Origin of the sequence: Pseudoalteromonas sp. S3431, from assembly GCF_000690035.1 — a bacterium.
Lineage (GTDB): Bacteria > Pseudomonadota > Gammaproteobacteria > Enterobacterales > Alteromonadaceae > Pseudoalteromonas > Pseudoalteromonas fuliginea.
Genome location: NZ_JJNY01000048.1, coordinates 23,355 through 44,071, shown reverse-complemented (window position 1 = coordinate 44,071; position 20,717 = coordinate 23,355). Strand labels below are relative to the sequence as shown.

Genomic DNA, 20,717 nt, shown 5'->3' with positions numbered 1-20,717 from the left:
CAATTGCAAGAAAGCGCCAAGTAAGTTTGGTTGATACAAAGTACTACCATTGCATATCACGTTGTGTACGCCGTGCATTCTTATGTGGGGAAGACCACTTTACAGGTGAATCCTACGAGCATCGTAGAGGCTGGGTTGAAGATAAACTGCTTGAGTTAGCCAAAGTGTTTTGTATTGATGTATGTGCTTATGCTGTTATGAGTAATCACACCCATTTAGTGCTGTATGTTGATGATAAAAAAGCGAATAGGCTTAATGATAAAGCGATTGTTATTCGCTGGCACAAGCTGTGTAAAGGCACTGTACTTACGCAAAAATACATACAGGGTGAAAAGCTAAGTAAAGCTGAACTTATCTTTTTTAATCAAACAGTAAAACAATACCGCGAGCGCCTATCAAGTATTAGCTGGTTTATGCGGTTGTTAAATGAAAACATTGCTCGCAGAGCAAATAGAGAAGATAACTGCACTGGCCGTTTTTGGGAGGGACGATTTACGTCTCAAGCATTATTAGATGAAGCAGCCCTTGCGGCCTGTATGGCGTATGTCGATTTAAACCCCATTAGAGCCAAAATGGCTAACACCCCAGAAGAGTCAGACCATACCAGCATCAAACAGCGTTTAACGTATGCAAAGGATGGCAAGCAACCAAAACAACTACAGCGCTTTGCAGGCATGCCTCGTCAAATTATGCCAAAAGGGCTGCCTTTTGAGCTTAAATCGTACCTTGAACTTGTTGAGCTAACAGGGCGCTGTATACGAGAATACAAAAGTGGTTATATTGAAAGTACACACTTACCCTTACTCGAAAGAGTTAATATCTCTCCAGAAAACTGGTTAAAACTCACCACACAATTTACGCGTGTATTTCATGGTGCAGTCGGCAGGCCAGCCTCACAAGAAGGTTATTGTGAAAACTTAAAGCGAAAGCGGCGAGCGAATATCAGTAACTGCGAAAAGCTACTGGCATAAAACTTAAACTACTCAGTAAAACTATTCAGTAATAAATCACAACTGCATTATGCAGTCATTTTCATGCGTGTAATTTAGGTTTAACAGTGATAATTGCTTATTTAATGTGTAACGCGCGGGTAAAGATATAAAAAGAGGTGAACTCTTAGCCCAAAAAAGTAAATTTAGTGGCGGCCAGATTAGTTTACAATTGGAGTGGCTGTCCAGTTTAATGCTAACAAATTGAAATACTTGAACTTAAGGTGGCTATCTGGTTTGGTCCATGATTTACAATTGGAGTGGCTGTCTAGTTTAATGCGAGCTTTGATATCACGCGTAAACATTCAACAATCGATTGTACCCAGATAGAAATCCGGCTATGGTTTGTTTATCAAGATAAATAAACAAGCTAATTTACAGGTTCGCTATGTCTCACGAAGGTTTTATCGCTCTATGAATGTTTTTCTAATAATTGCAGGTACATTAAGTGGTGTTGTAGCAACTTTGCATTTAGGTTGTATTTATTTTGGAGGTTCTTGGTATCGGTTCTTCGGTGCAGGAGAGCAAATGGCATTACTTTCTGAGCAAGGAAGTATTAAACCAACTCTTATTACTAGTGTAATTGTTCTGATTCTATCAACTTGGTCATTGTATGCATTTTCAGCCGCAGGTGTTATTTTTAAACTTCCATTCATCCGCCTAGCTCTTGTATTAATAACTTTTATTTATTTAGCCCGCGGTGTTGCAGGGTTCTTTTTAATAAATAACCCTATGGGGCGTTCGCCTGAGTTTTGGGTTTGGAGTTCTATTATTTGTTTATCTTTTGGTATTGTTCACCTTGTTGGTTTAAAACAACAATGGGCAAGCTTGTGAGTAGAGTGTAATCTAATAAAGAATCAAACAAGGGCTATTACAATTGGCTTTTGGTAAAGCATTATATTTATAGTTAACTACTTCTCACCAATAATTGACTGAACAAGGAATATTAAAATGGATAAAATGTCAGTTCACATAAACTCTAAACCTTTAGAAATTTACCCGCAAAAACAAACTTTAAAGGTGGTAGCTGATGAAGTAACCGAAAAAGCGACTGTGCACAAAGCGGCGGTTCAAAGTGACCAAGTGGATATATCCGAAGAAGGAAAAGAAAAAAGTCTGGAAGATCAAAATCGAGAGGCGTTACGTAAGTTATCAGGCAATGAAGATGTAAATCAAGCATCACAATCTGAAGGAGATCCTCTTGATGAACAGATTGCTGAAATACAAGAAAAGATAGAAAAACTACTACAGGAAACTGCATTATTACGCAGTAAAGATGATGAAGAGTCGCAGGCTAAAGTGAAGGTACTAGAAGCCGAAATTACAGGGCTTAGCACTCAACTTATTGAGTTATTGAAACAGAAATTAGAATCGGGTAAATAACAAGCACAGTAAGTATATGGTACGCAGTTGAAAACTTAAAAACGTTATTAAGTACGTAATAAAGCCGCTACCTTACTCTAAAAGCGCAGCGGCTCTTACTCCCTTTGTGAATTAATTTGATGTCATCAACATTAGCTTTGCCTCTTTGCCGTCTGTTAATACCGCGACGTTACCTTTATTAGTTATAAACACATCTCTTAATCTTCCAGCGGCCTCAGGGAAGACGTGAGACTGCGTAAACTTACCACTTACCAGATTAACGCTGTAGAGCTTTTTATCGACGAGAGTAGTGATTAGCAAATGTTGTTGTAATGAAGGGAAGGCGGTATGTTTAGAGCCGTAATACGCCATGCCGGAAGGCGCTATTGATGGCGTCCAATTAACGCTTGGTTTTTGCATGCCTTTATATTCGGTAAATGGTGAAATACGCGCTTGCGAGTAATCTTTGCCATAGGTGATTACCGGCCAGCCGTAATTAGTGCCAGCGTTTAAGTAGTTTAGCTCGTCACCGCCTGCAGGGCCGTGTTCGTGGCTTACAATTTGCTGCGTATCGTAATCATAAACTAAGCCTTGAGGGTTACGGTGACCAAGTGAGTAAACAGCATGTGCATTTGGGTTTTTGTGATTAATAAATGGGTTATCTGTTGGAATGGTGCCATCTAGGTTTATACGTAATATTTTACCAAGTTGGCTGGTGATAACCTGTGCTTGCTCTCTAAAATCAAACCCATCGCCTGTTGAAACTAATAACGTATTGTCGGGTAGGACAAGGGCGCGTCCTGCGTAATGTTGCGGTGTGTTTTTATCAGTCGCTACTTTATAAATAACGTTAGGCTTTGAAAAGTCAGTGCCATTAAACGTGGCTTTGGCAACAACAAGCCTGTTTGCGCTTGCATCACCTTGGGCATAAGTAAAAATAACTTCTTTTGAGTCGTTATAATCTGGTGATAATACAATGTCGAGTAAACCACCTTGGCCTGCAACGTATAAACCTGTTAGGTTTAATTTTACTCTTGATTGCGCATTGTTTTTAACTATAACGACGTGACCATCGCGCTCTGTAATTAACCACGTGCCGTTTGGTAGTTCAACCATGCTCCACGGAGACTGTAATTGCGTAGCCAGTGTTTTTGTACTGTATTGCTCCTTTGGTAACGCAACATCGGCATTAACAGAAAACGAAAAAAGCGAAAGCAAAGTAAAAAAAGAGATACATTGTTTACGGGGCAAGCCTTTGCTAGCATGGCCAGTATAAGAAAAAAGCTTTATTTTAAGTTGAGATAACCATGTCGTTTTTAACACGTATATTGCCTTCATTTTTAGTTTCTTGGTTACTTACATTCACACTTGCTAGCTTGTTTCATAGTCAATACGTTGTCAATCAATTAGTTAATGTAGGTGTGGTGGTGGGCTTTAGTGATCGTGCTAGTTTAACCCTTGATGATTGGTTAGGCTTATTACCTACCTACGGCGCTATTATTGCCGTAGCACTTGCCATCGCTTTTTTTGTTACCGTAAAGCTTAACAAAAAGGTTCAAAAATACAGTACTCAGTTATTTATTATCGCTGGCATTGTGGCATTTACTGTTGTGTTAATTGCCATTGAATCAATTATGAATATTCATATTATAGCGGGCGCAAGGGGCTGGGGTTTTTATGCTCAACTGCTTGCAGGCGCAGTAGGGGGTTTTGTTTTTGCGATGCTTACTAAGGCCCTAAAAACTAAGGCAATAAAAGAGCCTCAACCTTCTACTTAATAAAGCTAAGTGGCCTTATAGTAAGTGGGGCTTATAAAATGTGATTAAAGCCTACGATAGTAGACTCTCACCACAGCTTTTATAAATTCACGCCATAACTGCTTTAATTGCTTCTAAGCCTTTTTTTAGGGTATCTGCATCGGTAGCGTAGTTAATACGAATACACTCGTGCTTGTGCGCCCAGCTGTCGTCAATACCAATAAAAAAGTTGTGACCTGGGATCACATACACGTCTTGCTCTTTAAGTTGTTGATACAGTACCTCGCTTGTTATTTTTGCATCTTTAAACCACAGCCACATAAAAAATGCGCCTTCAACTTTGTGTAAATAAACAGGCAGTTCGGCAAATACTTCATCAAACAACTCAATCGCTATGTGTGCTTTATTGCGATAAAAAGGCAGTACAACGTTGCGGCACAGTGGGAGTAGTTCGTTGTCGTTAATTAAGCGTGTCACTAAACTTGGACCAATACTATTTGGCGATAACACCATGCTGCCATTTACGCGGCCAATTGCTTTAATAATCTTATTGTTTGCAACCACAATACCGCTGCGTAAACCCGGTAGGCCCAGTTTTGAAAGTGACATACATAAAATAATGTTTGAGTTCCACGTTAGGTTTGCATCGGTGTAAATACAACCTGGGAACGGATCGCCATATGCGTTATCAATAATGAGTGGAATACCATATTGCTTAGCGAGCAAATCAAGGTGTTTTACTTCATCGTCGGTAATTACGTTACCTGTTGGGTTGGTAGGGCGTGATACGCACAGCGCGCTTATGCTGCTGTCGTTAGCTAATATTTGCTCAACCGCTTTAAAATCAATTACGTATTTAAACTGTTTTGATGTGCTACCTGTATTTAAAATTTCGATATCAGGCTTTATGGCAACAAACATATCGGCTGATAAACCTTGGTCGGCATAACCTATGTACTCTGGCGCAAGGGGGAATAAAATCTTTTTGTGGCTGCCATCCGGCATTTCGCCTGCCAACATATTAAACAACACAAAAAAGTTAGCTTGGCTGCCATTACCAAGTGCTACGTTATCGGCGCTAATATCCCATGCGTACTCTTTACTTAGTTGGCCTGCTAATGCAGCTCTAAACTCGTCGTTACCGGTTGGGCCATCGTAAAGGCCAAATACTTGCGATACCTTATTACTGGCAACGAGTTTTTGTAATTCACTTAAAAAAACCTCATTTACTTGTGGCACTAATGCGGGGTTACCGCCACCCAGCATAACAATATTAGGATTATTGCTGTTTTTAGCACCGCCTAAATCTTCCATTAACTGAGTGATGCCGTTGGGTTGTGTAAATTTAGTGCCAAAGTTTGAGTAGTTCATAATGCATAGCGTTTGTTAGTAATGGGTAGGGCAGTATAGCGCAAATAAAGGGCTTAAATCCGATGATGAGAATAATTCAATGCTTAGATTTACAGCTAGTTAAAGTAATGTAATTCCTTATAAAACAAAGGCTAATTTAAGACTTTTTAACGCCGTATAAAAACTCTTCGCCGCAGTCCATATACAAATCAAATTTGGCCATGACTTTGGTGAACATGGGGGCGTGTAAAAACTCGTTTAACCATGCGCGTACATGCGTGTATTCACTTTGTAAGTACCAGTGTTTATCTACACGGGCAAACTGTCTAATAAATGGCAGTAATGCGTAATCGGCTAGACTTTTTTCATCGCCCATTAAGTATTTATGCGTGGTTAGTTTTGCTTCAAATTGCTTAATAAATTCTTCGCAGGCTTTTTGGTAATAAAGGTGCGCCATGTCTTTTGTACGCGCATAAAATTTGTACTTTTCGAGCACGGGTTTAAATTGCGTGTCGTTTAGCTTAATTAACTCAAGCATGTGCTCAAGTGCTAATGGGTCTTGAGTATGCAGTAAATTATGCGGATCGTTTTGCTTTAAAGCCCACAGCATAATATCTAGGCTTTCATCTATAACTTGGTTATTCGGCAGTAATAAAACAGGCACCGTGCCTTTTGGCGATATTTTCAAAAGATGCGGTGGCTTGTTTTTAGTTTTAATAGCGCGAAGTAAAACGTGTTGCTCTGCCATTAAAATACCCATTCGTGCACGCATTGCGTATGGGCAGTGTTGTAATGAATATAATAATGGCAGTGTCATTTTACTTACCTTAGCTATTTAAGCCTTCAATATATTGCTGACGTGTTTTTACTTTTACCATGTGATTTAACTGATCAGCAGCGTGTGTTTGCCCACTAATTAAATCTTGAAAATGCGCAAGTAACACGGCTTTATCTAGTTTTTCTTTATCGCCTGAACCAATGTCGGTTAAATCAATCATAAATTCGTCAAATTTGTCGGCAAAGTCACTCACAATATCCATGTTTAAAAATTGCTCATGGTTGTAAATACTTGGGTAGCCGCCTTTTTGTTTATCAATAGCAAAGCTAATACCTTTAACATTGGTAACGGTGGTTTCTTTTTTACAGCTCAGCATACAGCTTGCGTCAATACGTGGTTTTTTACATCCTACTGTTTGTTGGAAAAAACACTGTCGGCTAGTCATCATTAGTATTGGGTGATAAATGCTGTACATCATTTTAAAGTTGTTAGGGCGTTTAATATTACGCATTTGTGGTTTGTTTATTTCGTTTGAAATAAACGCGCCTTTTGCGTTTAAATCTTCTTGTAGTGTTAGTAACGCATAAGAGTTTGTGGTGTTTAACAACGGGCCTGCAATCCAGTCAATACCCATTTGTACTGCTTTAAATGCAACGCCTGTGTTGTTACTAATAATAAGCTTAGGTTTTACAACCTCGAGCAAACGTACCGCTTCTTCAAAATCTTTACCAATTAACACCGCCGGAAACCACGGAATTAACTGTGGGTGCTCTAAAAATACATTAATGTATTTATCGTTATCGGTTCTAAAGCTCTCTGGTAATTTAAAGTAAACATCGCCACCTGTTAAATCACATAGGTGAACGTCTTTTATGTCCGATATTAAAATAGAGAGTGTTGTTTTGTTATCGGCTTTAGGGTGGTTTACTAGTTTTGGCAGTTCAACAGGGGCGAGTACGTCTTTGCCTTCGTTTAATAAAAACGCGACTTGCTTTTTAATGCGCGCTAGCTCTTTAAACGGAATGCTTAAGTTGTTGCCTAAGTTTGAGTAATCCATATTTTTAATTTCAAAATTGGCATTACTAAAGGTTTTAAAGCGCTTATCAATGGCAGCAATATCAACAACTGATTTATCGGCGGTTTGCATAGGCATTTGCGATTGAACTTCAAAGCGTAGAGGCTCTTTTTCGTTTTTACTCGAAAGCGTAATATCGTTTTTATCTTCAATAACTATGTTTACAGTGAATGGCTGATTTAATCGCCCTGTAAATTCTAATGTAAGCTCGCGTTTTGAAATATCTAAAAATTCAATTTTCTTTTTAACTAACGAATCAATTTCACTTTTTTGGGTAGAAAGCTCTTGCTGTGCATCGTAAATTTGCACGACCGAAATTGCGTTGTTTTTTTCATTTGCGTGATCAAAGCTATGGTCGCGCGGGTTATCGGTAAACATGTTTTTGGTCATGTCACCGGTTAAAAACTTATTGGTAAAGTTACGGTTAAACACTTTATATAAGCTCGAGTCGTCTTCAATTAAATTACCTGTTTGTACAAAGGTATCTATTTGTTTGCGCCAGCTATCAATAACGGTATGAACGTAGTTAGCACCTTTAATTCGGCCTTCTACTTTTAACGAGTCAACACCTGCGGCTACCAACTCAGGTAAATCAAAATAGGCTGAATTATCTTTTAAGTTTAACGGATGTTTGTTACCCATAGCCGTTGGCTCGTATTCATCACGACATGCTTGTGAACAACGACCACGGTTACCTGAGTTACCCACGCTTACTGAGCTTGAATAACATTGCCCCGAAAATGCAATACATAATGCGCCGTGTACAAACACTTCGGTTAATACGTCGCATTTATGCGCTACGTCGGTCAGTATTTTAATTTCAGTTAGGTTAAGTTCGCGCGATAAATTTACACGTGTAGCGCCAATGCGCGCTAAAAACTCAACCTGTGATTCGTTATGCGTAGTTAACTGCGTTGATGCGTGAATATGCAAAGTAGGAAAGTGCTTTTTAACTATATTGAACAACCCTAAATCTTGCACAATAATGCCATCGAGCGTGGTATTTACAAGTTGGTTAAGTAGCTTAAATAGCGCGCCCATTTCGTGCTCTAATATCACTACATTTAGCGTTAAAAATATTTCACAGCCGTATTCATGGGCCAAGCGAAGTGCGCCGTTAAGCTCATCAAACGAAAGATTAGATGCTCGGTTACGTGCATTAAAGGTATCTAACCCACAATAAACCGCATTAGCACCGGCTACAATGGCGGCTTTTACCGCGTTCACATCACCGCCTGGGGCTAATAGTTCAATCTTTCTACTCATGACAACTTCACTTCGCTCATATTTAATTGCCGCGAATTTTATCTGGTTAGTAGCATGAATGCTATTTATTGAGAGATATAATGATTTATGGTTTGAAAAATATTAATACAAGAGAGAAAACGTATAAAAACGGGAGTTAGCGACTTAATTCTGAGTGTGATTCAGCTAGGTGCATCTAAACTAAACGAGTTAAAAGATAGAGATGACTGAAAATATATAATTTTTTTAAGTCTATTTTTTAACGAATTTATCTTAAGTAATTTATTTAGTCGAATACATATTGTAAAAGTCGTATAACGATAGTAGATTAAACAATGCCTATGCGTTTCGCATAGTTTGCTGCAATCGAATTAAAAAGTGTTTGGATAATGCTCTTAATTGAGCGCTTAACGTTACTTGTTAAGCTTGTGCTTCGGCCACACCCTCCGTCTCCTCGAAACCAAGAGTAGCCGTGAACGATAGGCTTAGTTATAGAAATGGTGGCAGTTTCCAAATGTTTTCGATGAATGTATCACTATTTCTTTTACTCTAGAGTATGAGTTGACTAAGCCTTTTTTGTATATATGGATATCAGATTAACTCATGGACAGATTAATCCCCGAAAAAAGTACCTTCCAATCTATTTCTAATATAAAGAATCTTTGTGCAGCATTGGATATATCCGAAAAAGATTTGTCATCAGCCTTATCTCTTCGTGATAATGAAAAGTATGTAATTGATCATGTTGAGAAAAGCGATGGTACGCTTAGAAAAATTCACAAGCCTCATTATGAAATTAGAAAAATTCAAAGAAGAATCAACAAAAGAATATTTAAGAAAATAGTACTTTGGCCAGATTATATTTATGGATGTATACCTAATGAAATCTCTTCTGATGGTAAATTAATAAAAGCAAGAGATTACGTTAGTTGCGCATCTCAGCACTGTTCTACAAAAAGCTTATTGAAAATTGATATAAAAGATTTCTTTGATAATATTTCGGCTCATTTAGTTTTTGAAATGTTTAGTCGCTTTTTTAAATATAATGATGAGATTTCGCAAACTTTAACAAAGTTATGTTGCTTTAAAGGGACTTTAATTCAAGGTGCATTAACGTCTAGTTATATCGCTGCTTTATGTTTGTGGGATTTGGAACATAAAGTCGTTTCACGACTGAAACGTAAACAATTAACTTATACTCGGCTGGTAGATGATATTACGATTTCGTCTAAAACTTCAAACTTCCAATTCGATTATGCATTAACATTAGTCTCGAATATGTTGCTGGAGAAGGAGCTACCAATAAATTTGCATAAAACAAAGAGTAGCTCATCCTCAATACTACCTTTAGTTGTACATGGTATGAGAGTTAACTTCGAAGAACCAAGATACCCATCAAACGAAGTGAAAAAATTAAGAGCAGCAGTTCACAATATTGAAAAATTAGCTTCAGAACCTGGCTATAGAATTACGCATGCGTATAGGCGAGATTTTAATCGTTGTATGGGAAGAGTTAATAAGCTCAAACGGGTGGGACATAATTCACATAGTAAATTGGTTGAAAAACTATTACGTGTATTGCCTCTACCAGCAAAAGTAGATCTGAAACGATCACATACAATCGTTGCAAGGCTCGAAAAAGACTTTAAAGAGAAACATACTAGCTACTGGTATCATAAGCGCTTTTATAAAGCACACGATAGATTAAATATTCTTCAAAGAACTTATTCTAAAACCGCTCAAGAGCTTCGACTTAAACTAAAAGCAATAAAACCTAAATATGAAAATTAATTCTAGTCTTAATCCTCATCGATTACTTTCAATACTTATCCTATGTTTCAAATTTATCACCGTCATTGGGTTAATAATACTTGTACTAATGGTCGCATCGACTTTTTATTCGATAGCTAATAGCGAGTACCAAACATTTACTTTTTGTTTTAAAAATGAGTGTGTAAACAACACAATAAATACATTTTCAGGAGCGATAAAGTTTTTTTCAGGCCTCATCTTTATTTTGACATCAATTGCAACCATTGGGGGGATTTTTATAGCTCTGATGGGATATATTAATAACCATCAAAGCAATATGTTAAATAACCATATATCACACTTTTCATTATTCAAAGAGTATCTCAAAGCTGAAACATTAAAAAGAGATAGATTGAGCTTATCAGCGTTCGATGTCTTTAAGTGGTATAACCTTATTTTTGAAAATTCTAGAACTGGCTCTATGAATATTTCCAAGACTTATATTTCTTTAATCACAGAAGTGAACAGAGAGTTAGATGTTTCAAATAAACAAAGTCAACAGGCAACAGAAGGCTCATTTTATTATAAAAAGCATCAATATAGGGTGATTAACGTGCTGAAAAAATTAGGCGTTATTTTAGAGGTTCACCCTAGAAATGATTTTTATGAGATTGAGGGACAACTGTTATCTCTTATCTCATCTATTAATAATGAGTTTTGTGCTTGTGAATCAATACCAAAACTGAATGAACGTAAATATATTTAATTCTAAAGCAATAATTTATTACTTTACTTTGTATTCACGCACGCAATTTACATTTGAACTTGGCTTTACAAACTCTAAATCGCATAGACATAAATTTAATCATTTGTTCACGTGATCAACAATAGTATTTATATAAATGTATGATAAGGTTTATGTTTACTTATTGACCTCATATAACACATGAAAAAATCGCTACTTTTTTTACTAATTATTATTATCTCTTCAGTGGTGAGTATTCAGTTATTTATTATTCCGCAATTTGAAAATAAGGTGAGGCATCCCACTGAAAAATGGGCGTTAGAGTTTTTAACATCGGGTTCTACCGATTTACTTGCCGAGCAACTTAAAGGTATACCTAAAAACGACAGATTAGCTTATTTAAACAATATACAGGCTAATTTTGGCTTTGCGCTTTCTTTGCAAGCATATAATCAAAGTGATTTTTCGAGCGAGCAAAACACCTTACTTACAGAAAATAAAATTTTAGGCGACCCATTTGCTGATTTAGTTTATCGAAAAATTGATGACAGCCAGCTCTTAGTTATTGTTAAGCCAAACTCTGTGCCTAAGCATTTAGTAAATGAAGCACAGCGTTGGATGATGGGCACTTTTTATTTACTTAATAATAGGTTAATACAGTACCCTAAAAAAGAGTGGCCGCAGGTTATTGATTCGCTAAGCCATGAATTTGCATATCCCGTGTTGCTCAAAACCTTGAGCGAATTAAATTACACATCGCAGCAAATGGCTGAATTAGAACAGGGCGAGATGGTTTCTATATCATCAAACGATTCTGATTTTATAGGGTATCCCGCCGATATAGTGATGCAACGTATTGGCAATAGCGATCAGGTTATTGTGCTAGGCCCATTTAGCCCTGAGCTAAAAAGTAAAGTTGTGTATATGTTGAGTGTGTTTTATTTTATATTCGGCTTTTTTTTACTGATCCCTATTATTATTTGGTTAATTCCTGGGTGGCGTTCTATGCGATCTCTTAACAAGGTTGCTGCGCTGCTTGGGCAAGGTAAGTTTGAAACGCGGGCTAAGCTTATTCGTTTTAGTCATTTAAATAACTTATCTAAAACATTTAATATAATGGCCGAAAAAATACAGCGTTTAATTTCTTCACATAAAAATTTGGTTAATGCGGTGTCGCATGAGTTACGCACACCTATTGCGCGTATCGAATTTAACTTAGAATTACTTCGTGGCAGTACAACAAACGACTATCAGTTAGGGCAGTTAGATCGTATTGAAATTTCGCTAAATGAATTGAATTTACTTGTGTCTGAAATGCTTACCCACGCTCGCTTTGATAGAGAAGCCCCAACATTAGCATTAGAAACCGTTGAGCTTAATCAATGGATAAAACAAGAGCTAATTGTTTGGCAAGAAGCAAACCCAAGAAAAACAATTACGTTACTTGAAAATGCTGAGTGTGAAGCACTGTTTGATAAGTTTTATATGAGCCGAGCTTTAAGTAATTTGATTCGAAATGCGATTGCTTATGGGCGAGATGTTATTCAGATCAGTTATCAAAAAGTAGGGAAAGGTTGGTTAATATATGTAGAGGATGACGGCGATGGCGTTGCTAACTCAGCTCGAAGAAAGATATTTGAGGCATTTTACAGAGAAGATGAAAGTCGTAATTTACAAACAGGCGGAACCGGTTTAGGCCTTGCTATTGTGAAGCAAATATTAGATTGGCATGGCGGTGAGGCGAGTGTTGATGAGTCTTCTTTAGGTGGCGCACGTTTTATTTTGCACTGGCCTACTAACATGTAAGTCACGGATAGGTTTGCAATTAGTTAAAATGATTAGACACATAACTCTGCTTAGTAAGAGATCAATCTTATAATCGTTAAATAGAGCCTGTATATAAGCCGATAGGTATGACATGGAATACGTTATGAAACCAAAAATTTTAGTTGTAGAAGACGATTTGCCGTTGGCAGAGTCTATTGATGAGTATTTAACGCTTGAAGGGTATGAGGTTAAAATAGCGGCTAATGGGGAGGATGCGGTTACAACTATTCTACAGTGGCAACCTGCATTAGTTATTTTGGATGTTATGTTGCCCAAAAAAGATGGCTTAACGGTGTGTCGTGAGGTTAGGCCTTTGTACAATGGTTATATTGTTATGTTTACCGCACGGGAAGAAGAAATTGATCAAATTGTTGGGCTTGAAATTGGCGCAGATGACTACTTACTCAAACCGGTAAAACCTCGTTTATTACTTGCTAAAATTAAAGCGTTTTTAAGGCGTGAGCAACCTATGCAAGCTGCAGGGATAAACACACAAGCTAAAGGTTTTATAAGCTTTGGAGAACTCGTTATCGCATCCCACAATAGAACGGTTACGTTAGGTGGTTTGCCAGTGCAACTTACCGATGGTGAATACGACCTTTTAATATTGCTGGCTAAAAATGCTGGCACGGTTTTGTCTCGTAATAGTATTGTTGAACAGTTAAAAGGTTATTATTATGACGGTATTGAACGTGGTATAGATAACCATATTAGTCAGTTACGCAAAAAATTGGGCGATGATGCGCGTAATTCTTTAAAAATTAAAACGGTACGCTCAAAAGGGTATTTGTTTGTTGTAAGTGCATGGTAAATAATAGGGTTTGTAGCAGTAGCATATTAAAGCTACTGCATTTAAGGCGCTATAAATGTTATTCCTCAGCCATTACTCGTTTACCGTTTTTATCAACAATAAGTAAATAAGAAGCGCCAAAATCACCAGTGCATAAATCAATAAATTTATCATCAATTTTTAAACCATTAGCGCAGCTGTTAACGCTTAAGTAGTCGGTGACTTTGCCTTTTTCAGTGGTTATTGTTTTAGTGTTATCGATTAAAACAGTGTAATTACCGTTAGCAAATAAACGTACATTAAATACGTCTGCATTATTGTTTTGCTTTTTACTAATCACCGAAACAGTTTGTTCGCCCGATGCTTTCCAGGCAATAACCCATAGGTTATCGTTATTGCTTAAAGTTTTGGTTATACGCTCTTCTTGGTTTGTGGTAATGCTGTTTTTAACACCTAAATTGATCATATTGTTAATTGCTTTATAGCTGTAACGATAAGTTGTGCTTACTGTGTTACTTGCTACATCGGCTGAAATAATAGTATCGTTATCAAATAGGCCGCTATAACCTGTGCTAATGTTCCTTTTTTTAAGATGAAGATCGGCCATGTAGTCTAGTGAATTTACAAAAGATACTCTTGCCTCATGAGTTAATTTATTATCTAGCTCATCTGAGCTTTCACCACAGCCACTTAAAATAGTTGCAAAGCCAAACAACAATGAAATACGTAGTCCTTTATTACTGGTGTTCATAATAATCTCCATAATTTTTAGTTTTATTGCATTTAGTAACTGATTCTAGAAATGAGGTATTTAAGTCGTAAATTTATAGCTCAAAGGCTAACATATCAGTAGACATGTAATTCTCAGGGCTTGTCGGGTATTGTCATGAATTGTAAGAAGCTGTTAATTTTTTATGTGTTTATCAATTTCGCAGTGGGTTACTTCTTATTTTTATTAATTTTATACAGGCTAATTTTATCAGTAATCTTCCCCCGTTATGTACGCAAGAAAGTGCAAACTCTATTCGTCCCATTGAGTCAGAAATCATGAACACCCAACTAAAAATAGCCACATTTAACCTGTTTAACTACCTTGAGCCGCCCAATGCATACTATGAATTTGAGAAAATTTATACCGCGCAGCAGTGGGCTAAAAAGCAGCGTTGGGTTGTTGATTACTTAACAGCGCACGCGCCGGATGTGATTGGTTTTCAGGAAGTGTTTAGTATTGATTCGTTAAAAGAGCTAGTTGCTGAGCAAGGCTATAATTACTTTGCAGTAGTTGATACGCCAGAGGTGATTGATGATTTTATTTATAAACGGCCAGTAGTAGCGATTGCCTCTAAATATCCCATAGTTGAAGTAGCAGCGGTTGAGCATGACAGCGAGCTTGCAAGTACGCTTGGCCTTAATAGTGAGTTTACTTTTAGTCGTAAGGTATTGAGAGCGACCGTTACTTTGCCGCATATAGGCAATACTGATTGTTACGTGGTGCATTTTAAATCTAAGCGCCCAATGATTAATGTTGATGAGCATAATAAAGAGCTTACACCCGAGCAAAACATAATTGAAATTTTAAAAGCGAACGTAGCGGGTGGGTGGGGCTCAACGATTCAGCGTGGCAGTGAAGCTACATTACTAATGATACAAATGATTGCTCGCCGTGAAGCTACGCAGCAACCCATGCTATTAATGGGGGACTTTAATAATGAACTTGCGGATGGTGTATTAAGCCATTTACTGACGAGTACGCTACGCTTTGCACCTGTGTTTGACGCTAAAACCTACCTTGCTAAATATTGTTTAAATGATTCATGGGATTTGTTTGTTAAGTCGCAGCTAAGTAATGATGAAGTGATTGGCGATGAAGCAATAACAAACGATGTACAAAGCGATTGTGATAGCAGTAACAGCCAAGTAAAAAATATAAACATAACAAAGGCAGCACCGTTAAGACCGGCAACACATTATTATGGCGCGAGCAGCTCTGTGCTTGATTACATTTTATTGTCGTGTGAGTTTGATGCTAGTTACGATGACAGCTTTTTTGAAGTCAGTGGTTATAACACTTACGACAGGCACTTAATAAATCCCGAGTATGATCGAGACGATCTAAGCACCGACCACGGTGTTGTGTTGATCACACTAAAATTAAGGTCTTAAAGGGTGTTTTTATTATGAAAAAATTAATTACATTCTTGGTTTTTTTTATGTTTAATTCTTTTGCTGCAGAATTTCCTACCAGTGCACGTTCTGAAAAAGCGATATCAATGGTTGCACCCACTTTAAAAAAGCAACTATCTGATAAAGGGCTTGAATATGGTGCACCTATATTTATTCGAATATTTAAAGATCCAGGTATTCTAGAAGTCTGGCTGGAGTCGGATGATGGCACATTTATACACTTCAAAAATTATGAAATTTGTACTTTTTCAGGTGATCTTGGCCCTAAATTAAAAGAAGGCGACAACCAAAGCCCTGAAGGCTTTTATTATGTTGATGCTAGTGGGCTTAATCCTTGGAGCAATTATCACTTATCATTTAATTTGGGCTTTCCAAATAAATATGACCGGACACACAACCGAACTGGCAGTGCACTGATGGTGCATGGCAACTGTGTTTCTATTGGGTGTTATGCGATGACTGATGAATATATAAATGAGATTTACGCGTTGGGTGCTGCAGCGTTAAAATCGGGGCAATCTTTTTTTAGGGTTCATTCATTTCCGTTTATGCTTGAGGATGAAGTTTTATCAAAGCATAAAGCAAACCAATGGTACCCTTTTTGGCTTAACCTTAAAGAAGGTTACGATTACTTTAACAATTATAAAAAGCCACCAAATGTTGAAGTTTATAAAGGAATGTATACGTTCGAAAATAGATATTAATGGTAAAAAATATACGTAAATAATCGGGCTGTTTAATTATATTTTTTGTCGTTTAAAAATATTAACCGTTTTGATTGGTTGTTAGCTTATTTGAAATCTTTATTATTGAGTTGAATGTTTTTTGATCTGCATCAAGCTTATAAGCGGCGGTAATGATAGATTATTAATAGGGATACTGACATTTAAAATTCATTAAAATCATCTACTATCGTGAAGTAACAAAGTAGAGTCACACCAGTGATAGTTAATACCAAAAATAGTGCAGTATTAGCCTAATCTTATGAAATAGGCCAAGACTGGCTACATTTACCTACTTTTATATACATGGAGTTTTACCGCATGACGATTAAATCGACACTCAAATCTCTCAGTACAATCGCTGCTGTGATCATATTGGGTGGGGGTGGTTGGTATGTTTGGCAAACTCAGCAACCCGCACTGCTATCTGAACAATTGCCAGAGAGCGTAGCCTATGGAAATGGCCGCATTGAAGCGACCGAGTACGATATTGCAACAAAATTGCCGGGGCGCTTGATTGAGGTTTTAGCACAAGAAGGTGACATGGTCGAAGCCGGTCAAACATTGGCGGTTATTGATACTGACGATTTAAATGCACAATTACGTGAGGCTAATGCTGGGTTACGTGTTGCTACTGAGTCACGTAAATATGCTTTGGCAATTGTAGAACAACATAAAAGTGAACTTACTTTTGCAGAAACCGAGTTACGTCGCTCTGTAGCACTGCTCAAACAAGGGCATATTTCAAAAGAAGTAGTTGATCAGCAACGAACAAGCGCTGCAACAACGCAAGCGGCTTTAAAAGCGGCAAATGTAAAAGTGGTGCAGTCGGATGCAGAAATAGACGCAGCACAAGCGCGTATTGAGCGATTACAAAGTAATATTGCCGATAGCACCCTTAAAGCGCCTATTAGTGGCCGAATATTATATAGATTAGCAGAGCCAGGTGAAGTGCTTGGCAGTGGTGGGAAGGTTTTTTCTTTGCTTGATTTAACCGATGTGTACATGAGTATTTATTTGCCAACAGCGCAAGCTGGCAAAGTAACAATAGGCTCTGAGGCACGCATTGTAATAGATGCAATTGCGCAATACACGTTACCCGCTAAAGTTACTTTTGTATCAGCGCAAGCACAATTTACGCCTAAATCGGTAGAAACACGTAACGAGCGTGACAAACTGATGTTTAGAGTAAAAGTGAAGCTAGATTCAAAATTATTAAGCGATCATATTGAACAAGTTAAAACAGGCGTGCCTGGACTTGCTTATGTTTTATTAGCACCAGAGCAAAATTGGCCTATGCAGTTGCAGGTTAGAGTGCCTGAATAATGGCTGATGAAAACAATGGCAAAAAGCAGAGCAACAAAGCTAAAAAGCCTTTTAGTGTGGTTAAGCTTACTCAGGTTACGCATCGCTATGGCAATAATTTAGCGTTGGATAATATTAATCTGGAGTTACCTGCGGGCAGTATGGTGGGTTTTATAGGCCCTGATGGCGTAGGTAAGTCGAGTTTGCTTGCACTTATTGCAGGAGCACGTGCCGTTCAAAATGGTGACGTTGAAGTGTTAGGGGGCAATATGCGTAGTAGCCGCTTTCGTACTTCAACTTCGCCACGTATTGCTTATATGCCACAAGGATTAGGCAAAAACTTATACCCGACACTCTCTGTTTTTGAAAATATTGATTTTTTTGGTCGGCTTTTTGGGCAAGAAAAAAAAGAGCGTCAGCACCGAATCAAAAACTTATTAAAAAGTACTGGACTCACTGAGTTTGCCGATCGTCCTGCAGAAAAACTCTCAGGCGGTATGAAACAAAAACTCGGTTTATGCTGTGCGTTAATTCATGACCCTGAGTTATTAATTTTGGATGAACCAACAACGGGGGTCGATCCGCTTTCTCGTCGCCAATTTTGGCAATTGATTAACCATATTCGCGCTCAGCATAATGGTATGAGTGTGCTCGTTGCGACCGCTTATATGGAAGAGGCAGATGATTTTGATTGGCTAATCGCCATGGACGATGGCAAAGTTATAGGTACTGGTAGCCCAGAGGAGATTAAGGCTCAAACAGGGAAAAAATCCCTTGATGAAGCATTTATATCATTACTACCTGAAGAAAAGCGTCATGATCATCACGTACTTGTGGTTCCTCCTCGTCAGAATAATCTAAAAACTGATGAAGCCGCTATTCAGGCTACAGCGCTTAGTAAAATATATGGCGATTTTACAGCGGTTAACAACGTTAGTTTACGTATTGAACAAGGCGAGATTTTCGGCTTTTTGGGATCAAATGGCTGTGGTAAAACCACAACTATGAAAATGTTGACAGGCCTTCAACCGGCAAGCAGTGGCGAAGCTAAGTTATTTGGTCAAGTTGTTGATGCTAACAATATAGAAACTCGTAAGCGCGTTGGTTTTATGTCGCAAGCATTTTCACTTTATAATGAATTAACCGTTGAGCAAAATATGGTGTTGCATGCGCGCTTATTTCATTTACTAACAGAGCAAATTGCGCCGCGCGTTAATGAATTAATTATACGGTTTAACCTTAAAAAATACCGTGATGATTTTCCTGTCGATTTACCGTTAGGTATTCGCCAGCGTTTATCGCTTGCGGTTGCGGTAGTGCATAGCCCTGAAATGCTTATACTTGATGAACCTACCTCGGGCGTAGATCCTGTTGCACGTGATGACTTTTGGGAATTACTTATTGAGTTATCGCGTGAGCAGGGCGTTACTATTTTTATTTCGACTCACTTTATGGATGAAGCCGCACGCTGCGATAGAATTTCGTTGATGCATGCAGGAAAAATACTTGCCAGTGATACACCCGCTGCACTTTGCAAAGCGCGCAGTGCAGATACGCTCGAAGATGCCTTTATTGCTTATTTAGAAGAGGCGGTGCTTGAGTCTCAAGCGAGTTCTGCTTTGTCTACAACGACGGTCGATGAGCCTGAACCATTACCTGAGATTGAACCTACAATACCGCCAATTGGTAAAAAGAAAGCGAATACCGCTTTTAGTTTTTTACGCTTGTTTGGCTATGCTCATCGCGAAACGCTGGAGCTATGGCGCGATCCTATTCGTTTAACCTTTGCGTTGCTAGGCTCAATTATTTTAATGTTTATTTTAGGTTATGGGATTACCTTTGATGTTGAAGATTTGAGCTTTGCGGTGATGGACCAAGATCAAACCCCTGAGAGTCGCGATTACGTTCAAAATATTGCCGGATCGCGTTACTTCATACAAAAAGCTAATATTAAAAGCCCTTCAGAGCTAGATAAACGAATGCGCAGCGGCGAGTTAAGTGTGGCCGTTGAGATCCCACCTAATTTTGGCCAGCAATTGAAACGCGAGCGCACGCCAGAAATTGTAGTTTGGATTGATGGTTCCATGCCTTTTAGGGCAGAAACTATATCGGGTTATATGACGAGTTCGTATTACAGTTATCTAACTGACTTATCATTGCGTACTTATGGAGTCATACCCAATTTGGTACCGGCGAATATTGAATCACGCTATCGTTATAATCAAGACTTTAAAAGTATTGAGGCCATGGTGCCTGCTGTTATTCCACTTTTGTTAGTGTTTATTCCTGCAATATTAATGGCGTTGGGTGTTGTACGTGAAAAAGAATTAGGTTCAATCACTAATTTATATGTTACACCGGTTACGCGACTCGAATTTATTATTGGTAAACAACTGCCTTACATTTTAGTTAGTATGGTAAGTTTTTTTGGCTTAGTTGCCCTAGCTGTCACTGTATTTGGTGTTCCGCTAAAAGGAAGTTTATGGGCGTTGAGCTTGGCTGCTTTATTGTATGTAACAGCAACAACTGGTGTAGGGCTGTTAATTTCGGCTTTTACTAAGACACAAATATCGGCATTAGCGGCATCAACTGTGGTTGTATTGATGATTGCTGTTAATTTTTGCGGGTTGATTGACCCCGTTTCATCCTTAGAAGGCTTTCCTGCAATAATCGGAAAACTATTTCCAACGACATACTTTTTAGAAGCATGCCGTGGTGTGTTTAATAAAGCACTTAATTTTTCTGATTTATCGGCGCAGTTTTTACCTTTGCTTACTTTTATACCAGTGCTGACGTTAGCCAGTGTATTTTTACTTCCAAAGCAGGATAAATAGCC

17 protein-coding genes are annotated in these 20,717 nt (G+C 38.1%); 12 read left to right on the top strand and 5 right to left on the bottom strand.

What is annotated here, in order from left to right; translation table 11 throughout:
* Positions 1 to 2 precede the first annotated feature (2 nt).
* The 3 genes from DO88_RS06800 to DO88_RS06810 all read left to right on the top strand — a co-directional run bounded on the left by DO88_RS06800 (position 3) and on the right by DO88_RS06810 (position 2,372).
* Positions 3 to 971: a transposase gene (locus DO88_RS06800; protein ID WP_033039898.1), complete on the top strand. Its 969-nt coding sequence runs from the start codon at positions 3 to 5 to the stop codon at positions 969 to 971.
* A 432-nt stretch (positions 972 to 1,403) separates the two neighbouring features.
* Positions 1,404 to 1,823 carry a hypothetical protein gene (locus tag DO88_RS06805; protein ID WP_033039895.1) on the top strand — a complete coding sequence of 140 codons (420 nt, stop codon included), beginning with the start codon at positions 1,404 to 1,406 and terminating at the stop codon, positions 1,821 to 1,823.
* 126 nt (positions 1,824 to 1,949) lie between these two features.
* On the top strand, positions 1,950 to 2,372 hold the full coding sequence (locus DO88_RS06810) for a hypothetical protein (protein WP_232224815.1): 423 nt from the start codon (positions 1,950 to 1,952) through the stop codon (positions 2,370 to 2,372).
* 111 nt (positions 2,373 to 2,483) lie between these two features.
* Here the strand turns inward: DO88_RS06810 and DO88_RS06815 are convergent, their stop codons facing one another.
* Positions 2,484 to 3,674, bottom strand: coding sequence for a PQQ-dependent sugar dehydrogenase (locus DO88_RS06815; protein WP_033039890.1), 1,191 nt, complete (start codon positions 3,672 to 3,674; stop codon positions 2,484 to 2,486).
* Here DO88_RS06815 and DO88_RS06820 point away from each other — a divergent pair.
* Positions 3,659 to 4,129 carry a hypothetical protein gene (locus DO88_RS06820; RefSeq protein ID WP_007375682.1) on the top strand — a complete coding sequence of 157 codons (471 nt, stop codon included), beginning with the start codon at positions 3,659 to 3,661 and terminating at the stop codon, positions 4,127 to 4,129. The genes DO88_RS06815 and DO88_RS06820 overlap by 16 nt on opposite strands.
* Positions 4,130 to 4,216: 87 nt before the next feature.
* Here the strand turns inward: DO88_RS06820 and DO88_RS06825 are convergent, their stop codons facing one another.
* From DO88_RS06825 to DO88_RS06835, 3 genes are all read right to left on the bottom strand, one after another.
* Positions 4,217 to 5,479, bottom strand: coding sequence for a valine--pyruvate transaminase (locus DO88_RS06825; RefSeq protein WP_033039887.1), 1,263 nt, complete (start codon positions 5,477 to 5,479; stop codon positions 4,217 to 4,219).
* Between the two features lie 136 nt (positions 5,480 to 5,615).
* Positions 5,616 to 6,275 carry a glutathione S-transferase gene (locus tag DO88_RS06830; protein WP_033030393.1) on the bottom strand — a complete coding sequence of 220 codons (660 nt, stop codon included), beginning with the start codon at positions 6,273 to 6,275 and terminating at the stop codon, positions 5,616 to 5,618.
* A gap of 10 nt (positions 6,276 to 6,285) precedes the next feature.
* Complete coding sequence (locus tag DO88_RS06835; protein WP_033039885.1) at positions 6,286 to 8,577, bottom strand: peptidase U32 family protein; 2,292 nt, start codon at positions 8,575 to 8,577, stop codon at positions 6,286 to 6,288.
* Between the two features lie 582 nt (positions 8,578 to 9,159).
* On the opposite strand from DO88_RS06835, the gene DO88_RS06840 reads away from it, so the two are divergent.
* The 4 genes from DO88_RS06840 (at position 9,160) to DO88_RS06855 (ending at position 13,691) form a co-directional block, all read left to right on the top strand.
* The gene (locus DO88_RS06840) at positions 9,160 to 10,347 is read left to right on the top strand and encodes a reverse transcriptase family protein (RefSeq protein ID WP_008133621.1); all 1,188 of its coding nucleotides are present in this window, start codon (positions 9,160 to 9,162) and stop codon (positions 10,345 to 10,347) included.
* Positions 10,337 to 11,074 (top strand): retron Ec48 family effector membrane protein, encoded by a 738-nt coding sequence (locus tag DO88_RS06845; RefSeq protein ID WP_008133622.1) that lies wholly within the window; start codon positions 10,337 to 10,339, stop codon positions 11,072 to 11,074. The genes DO88_RS06840 and DO88_RS06845 overlap by 11 nt, the downstream gene beginning before the upstream one ends.
* Before the next feature lie 180 nt (positions 11,075 to 11,254).
* On the top strand, positions 11,255 to 12,859 hold the full coding sequence (locus tag DO88_RS06850; RefSeq protein ID WP_033039883.1) for an ATP-binding protein: 1,605 nt from the start codon (positions 11,255 to 11,257) through the stop codon (positions 12,857 to 12,859).
* 124 nt (positions 12,860 to 12,983) lie between these two features.
* A complete protein-coding gene (locus DO88_RS06855) occupies positions 12,984 to 13,691 on the top strand; it encodes a response regulator transcription factor (RefSeq protein ID WP_033030387.1) in 708 nt (235 codons plus the stop codon).
* A gap of 58 nt (positions 13,692 to 13,749) precedes the next feature.
* Here DO88_RS06855 and DO88_RS06860 read toward each other — a convergent pair whose 3' ends face one another.
* The gene (locus tag DO88_RS06860) at positions 13,750 to 14,421 is read right to left on the bottom strand and encodes a hypothetical protein (RefSeq protein WP_008133625.1); all 672 of its coding nucleotides are present in this window, start codon (positions 14,419 to 14,421) and stop codon (positions 13,750 to 13,752) included.
* Between the two features lie 296 nt (positions 14,422 to 14,717).
* Between DO88_RS06860 and DO88_RS06865 the strand changes: the two genes are divergently transcribed.
* The 4 genes from DO88_RS06865 (at position 14,718) to rbbA (ending at position 20,715) form a co-directional block, all read left to right on the top strand.
* Complete coding sequence (locus DO88_RS06865) at positions 14,718 to 15,833, top strand: endonuclease/exonuclease/phosphatase family protein (RefSeq protein ID WP_198022409.1); 1,116 nt, start codon at positions 14,718 to 14,720, stop codon at positions 15,831 to 15,833.
* Between the two features lie 14 nt (positions 15,834 to 15,847).
* On the top strand, positions 15,848 to 16,558 hold the full coding sequence (locus tag DO88_RS06870) for a L,D-transpeptidase family protein (protein WP_008133628.1): 711 nt from the start codon (positions 15,848 to 15,850) through the stop codon (positions 16,556 to 16,558).
* A gap of 339 nt (positions 16,559 to 16,897) precedes the next feature.
* Entirely contained in the window at positions 16,898 to 17,902 is a 1,005-nt protein-coding gene (locus tag DO88_RS06875; protein ID WP_033039915.1) for an HlyD family secretion protein, read from the top strand.
* The gene (gene rbbA / locus DO88_RS06880; protein ID WP_050482452.1) at positions 17,902 to 20,715 is read left to right on the top strand and encodes a ribosome-associated ATPase/putative transporter RbbA; all 2,814 of its coding nucleotides are present in this window, start codon (positions 17,902 to 17,904) and stop codon (positions 20,713 to 20,715) included. The genes DO88_RS06875 and rbbA overlap by 1 nt, the downstream gene beginning before the upstream one ends.
* Positions 20,716 to 20,717 lie beyond the last annotated feature (2 nt).

Excerpts from the sequence above, each read along its gene's own strand:
- DO88_RS06840 (WP_008133621.1), top strand. The coding sequence starts at position 9,160 with ATGGACAGATTAATCCCCGAAAAAAGTACCTTCCAATCTATTTCTAAT.
- DO88_RS06865 (WP_198022409.1), top strand. The coding sequence starts at position 14,718 with ATGAACACCCAACTAAAAATAGCCACATTTAACCTGTTTAACTACCTT.
- DO88_RS06860 (WP_008133625.1), bottom strand. The coding sequence starts at position 14,421 with ATGAACACCAGTAATAAAGGACTACGTATTTCATTGTTGTTTGGCTTT.
- DO88_RS06830 (WP_033030393.1), bottom strand. The coding sequence starts at position 6,275 with ATGACACTGCCATTATTATATTCATTACAACACTGCCCATACGCAATG.
- DO88_RS06855 (WP_033030387.1), top strand. The coding sequence starts at position 12,984 with ATGAAACCAAAAATTTTAGTTGTAGAAGACGATTTGCCGTTGGCAGAG.
- DO88_RS06850 (WP_033039883.1), top strand. The coding sequence starts at position 11,255 with ATGAAAAAATCGCTACTTTTTTTACTAATTATTATTATCTCTTCAGTG.
- DO88_RS06875 (WP_033039915.1), top strand. The coding sequence starts at position 16,898 with ATGACGATTAAATCGACACTCAAATCTCTCAGTACAATCGCTGCTGTG.
- DO88_RS06810 (WP_232224815.1), top strand. The coding sequence starts at position 1,950 with ATGTCAGTTCACATAAACTCTAAACCTTTAGAAATTTACCCGCAAAAA.
- rbbA (WP_050482452.1), top strand. The coding sequence starts at position 17,902 with ATGGCTGATGAAAACAATGGCAAAAAGCAGAGCAACAAAGCTAAAAAG.
- DO88_RS06820 (WP_007375682.1), top strand. The coding sequence starts at position 3,659 with ATGTCGTTTTTAACACGTATATTGCCTTCATTTTTAGTTTCTTGGTTA.
- DO88_RS06825 (WP_033039887.1), bottom strand. The coding sequence starts at position 5,479 with ATGAACTACTCAAACTTTGGCACTAAATTTACACAACCCAACGGCATC.
- DO88_RS06845 (WP_008133622.1), top strand. The coding sequence starts at position 10,337 with ATGAAAATTAATTCTAGTCTTAATCCTCATCGATTACTTTCAATACTT.
- DO88_RS06835 (WP_033039885.1), bottom strand. The coding sequence starts at position 8,577 with ATGAGTAGAAAGATTGAACTATTAGCCCCAGGCGGTGATGTGAACGCG.
- DO88_RS06870 (WP_008133628.1), top strand. The coding sequence starts at position 15,848 with ATGAAAAAATTAATTACATTCTTGGTTTTTTTTATGTTTAATTCTTTT.
- DO88_RS06805 (WP_033039895.1), top strand. The coding sequence starts at position 1,404 with ATGAATGTTTTTCTAATAATTGCAGGTACATTAAGTGGTGTTGTAGCA.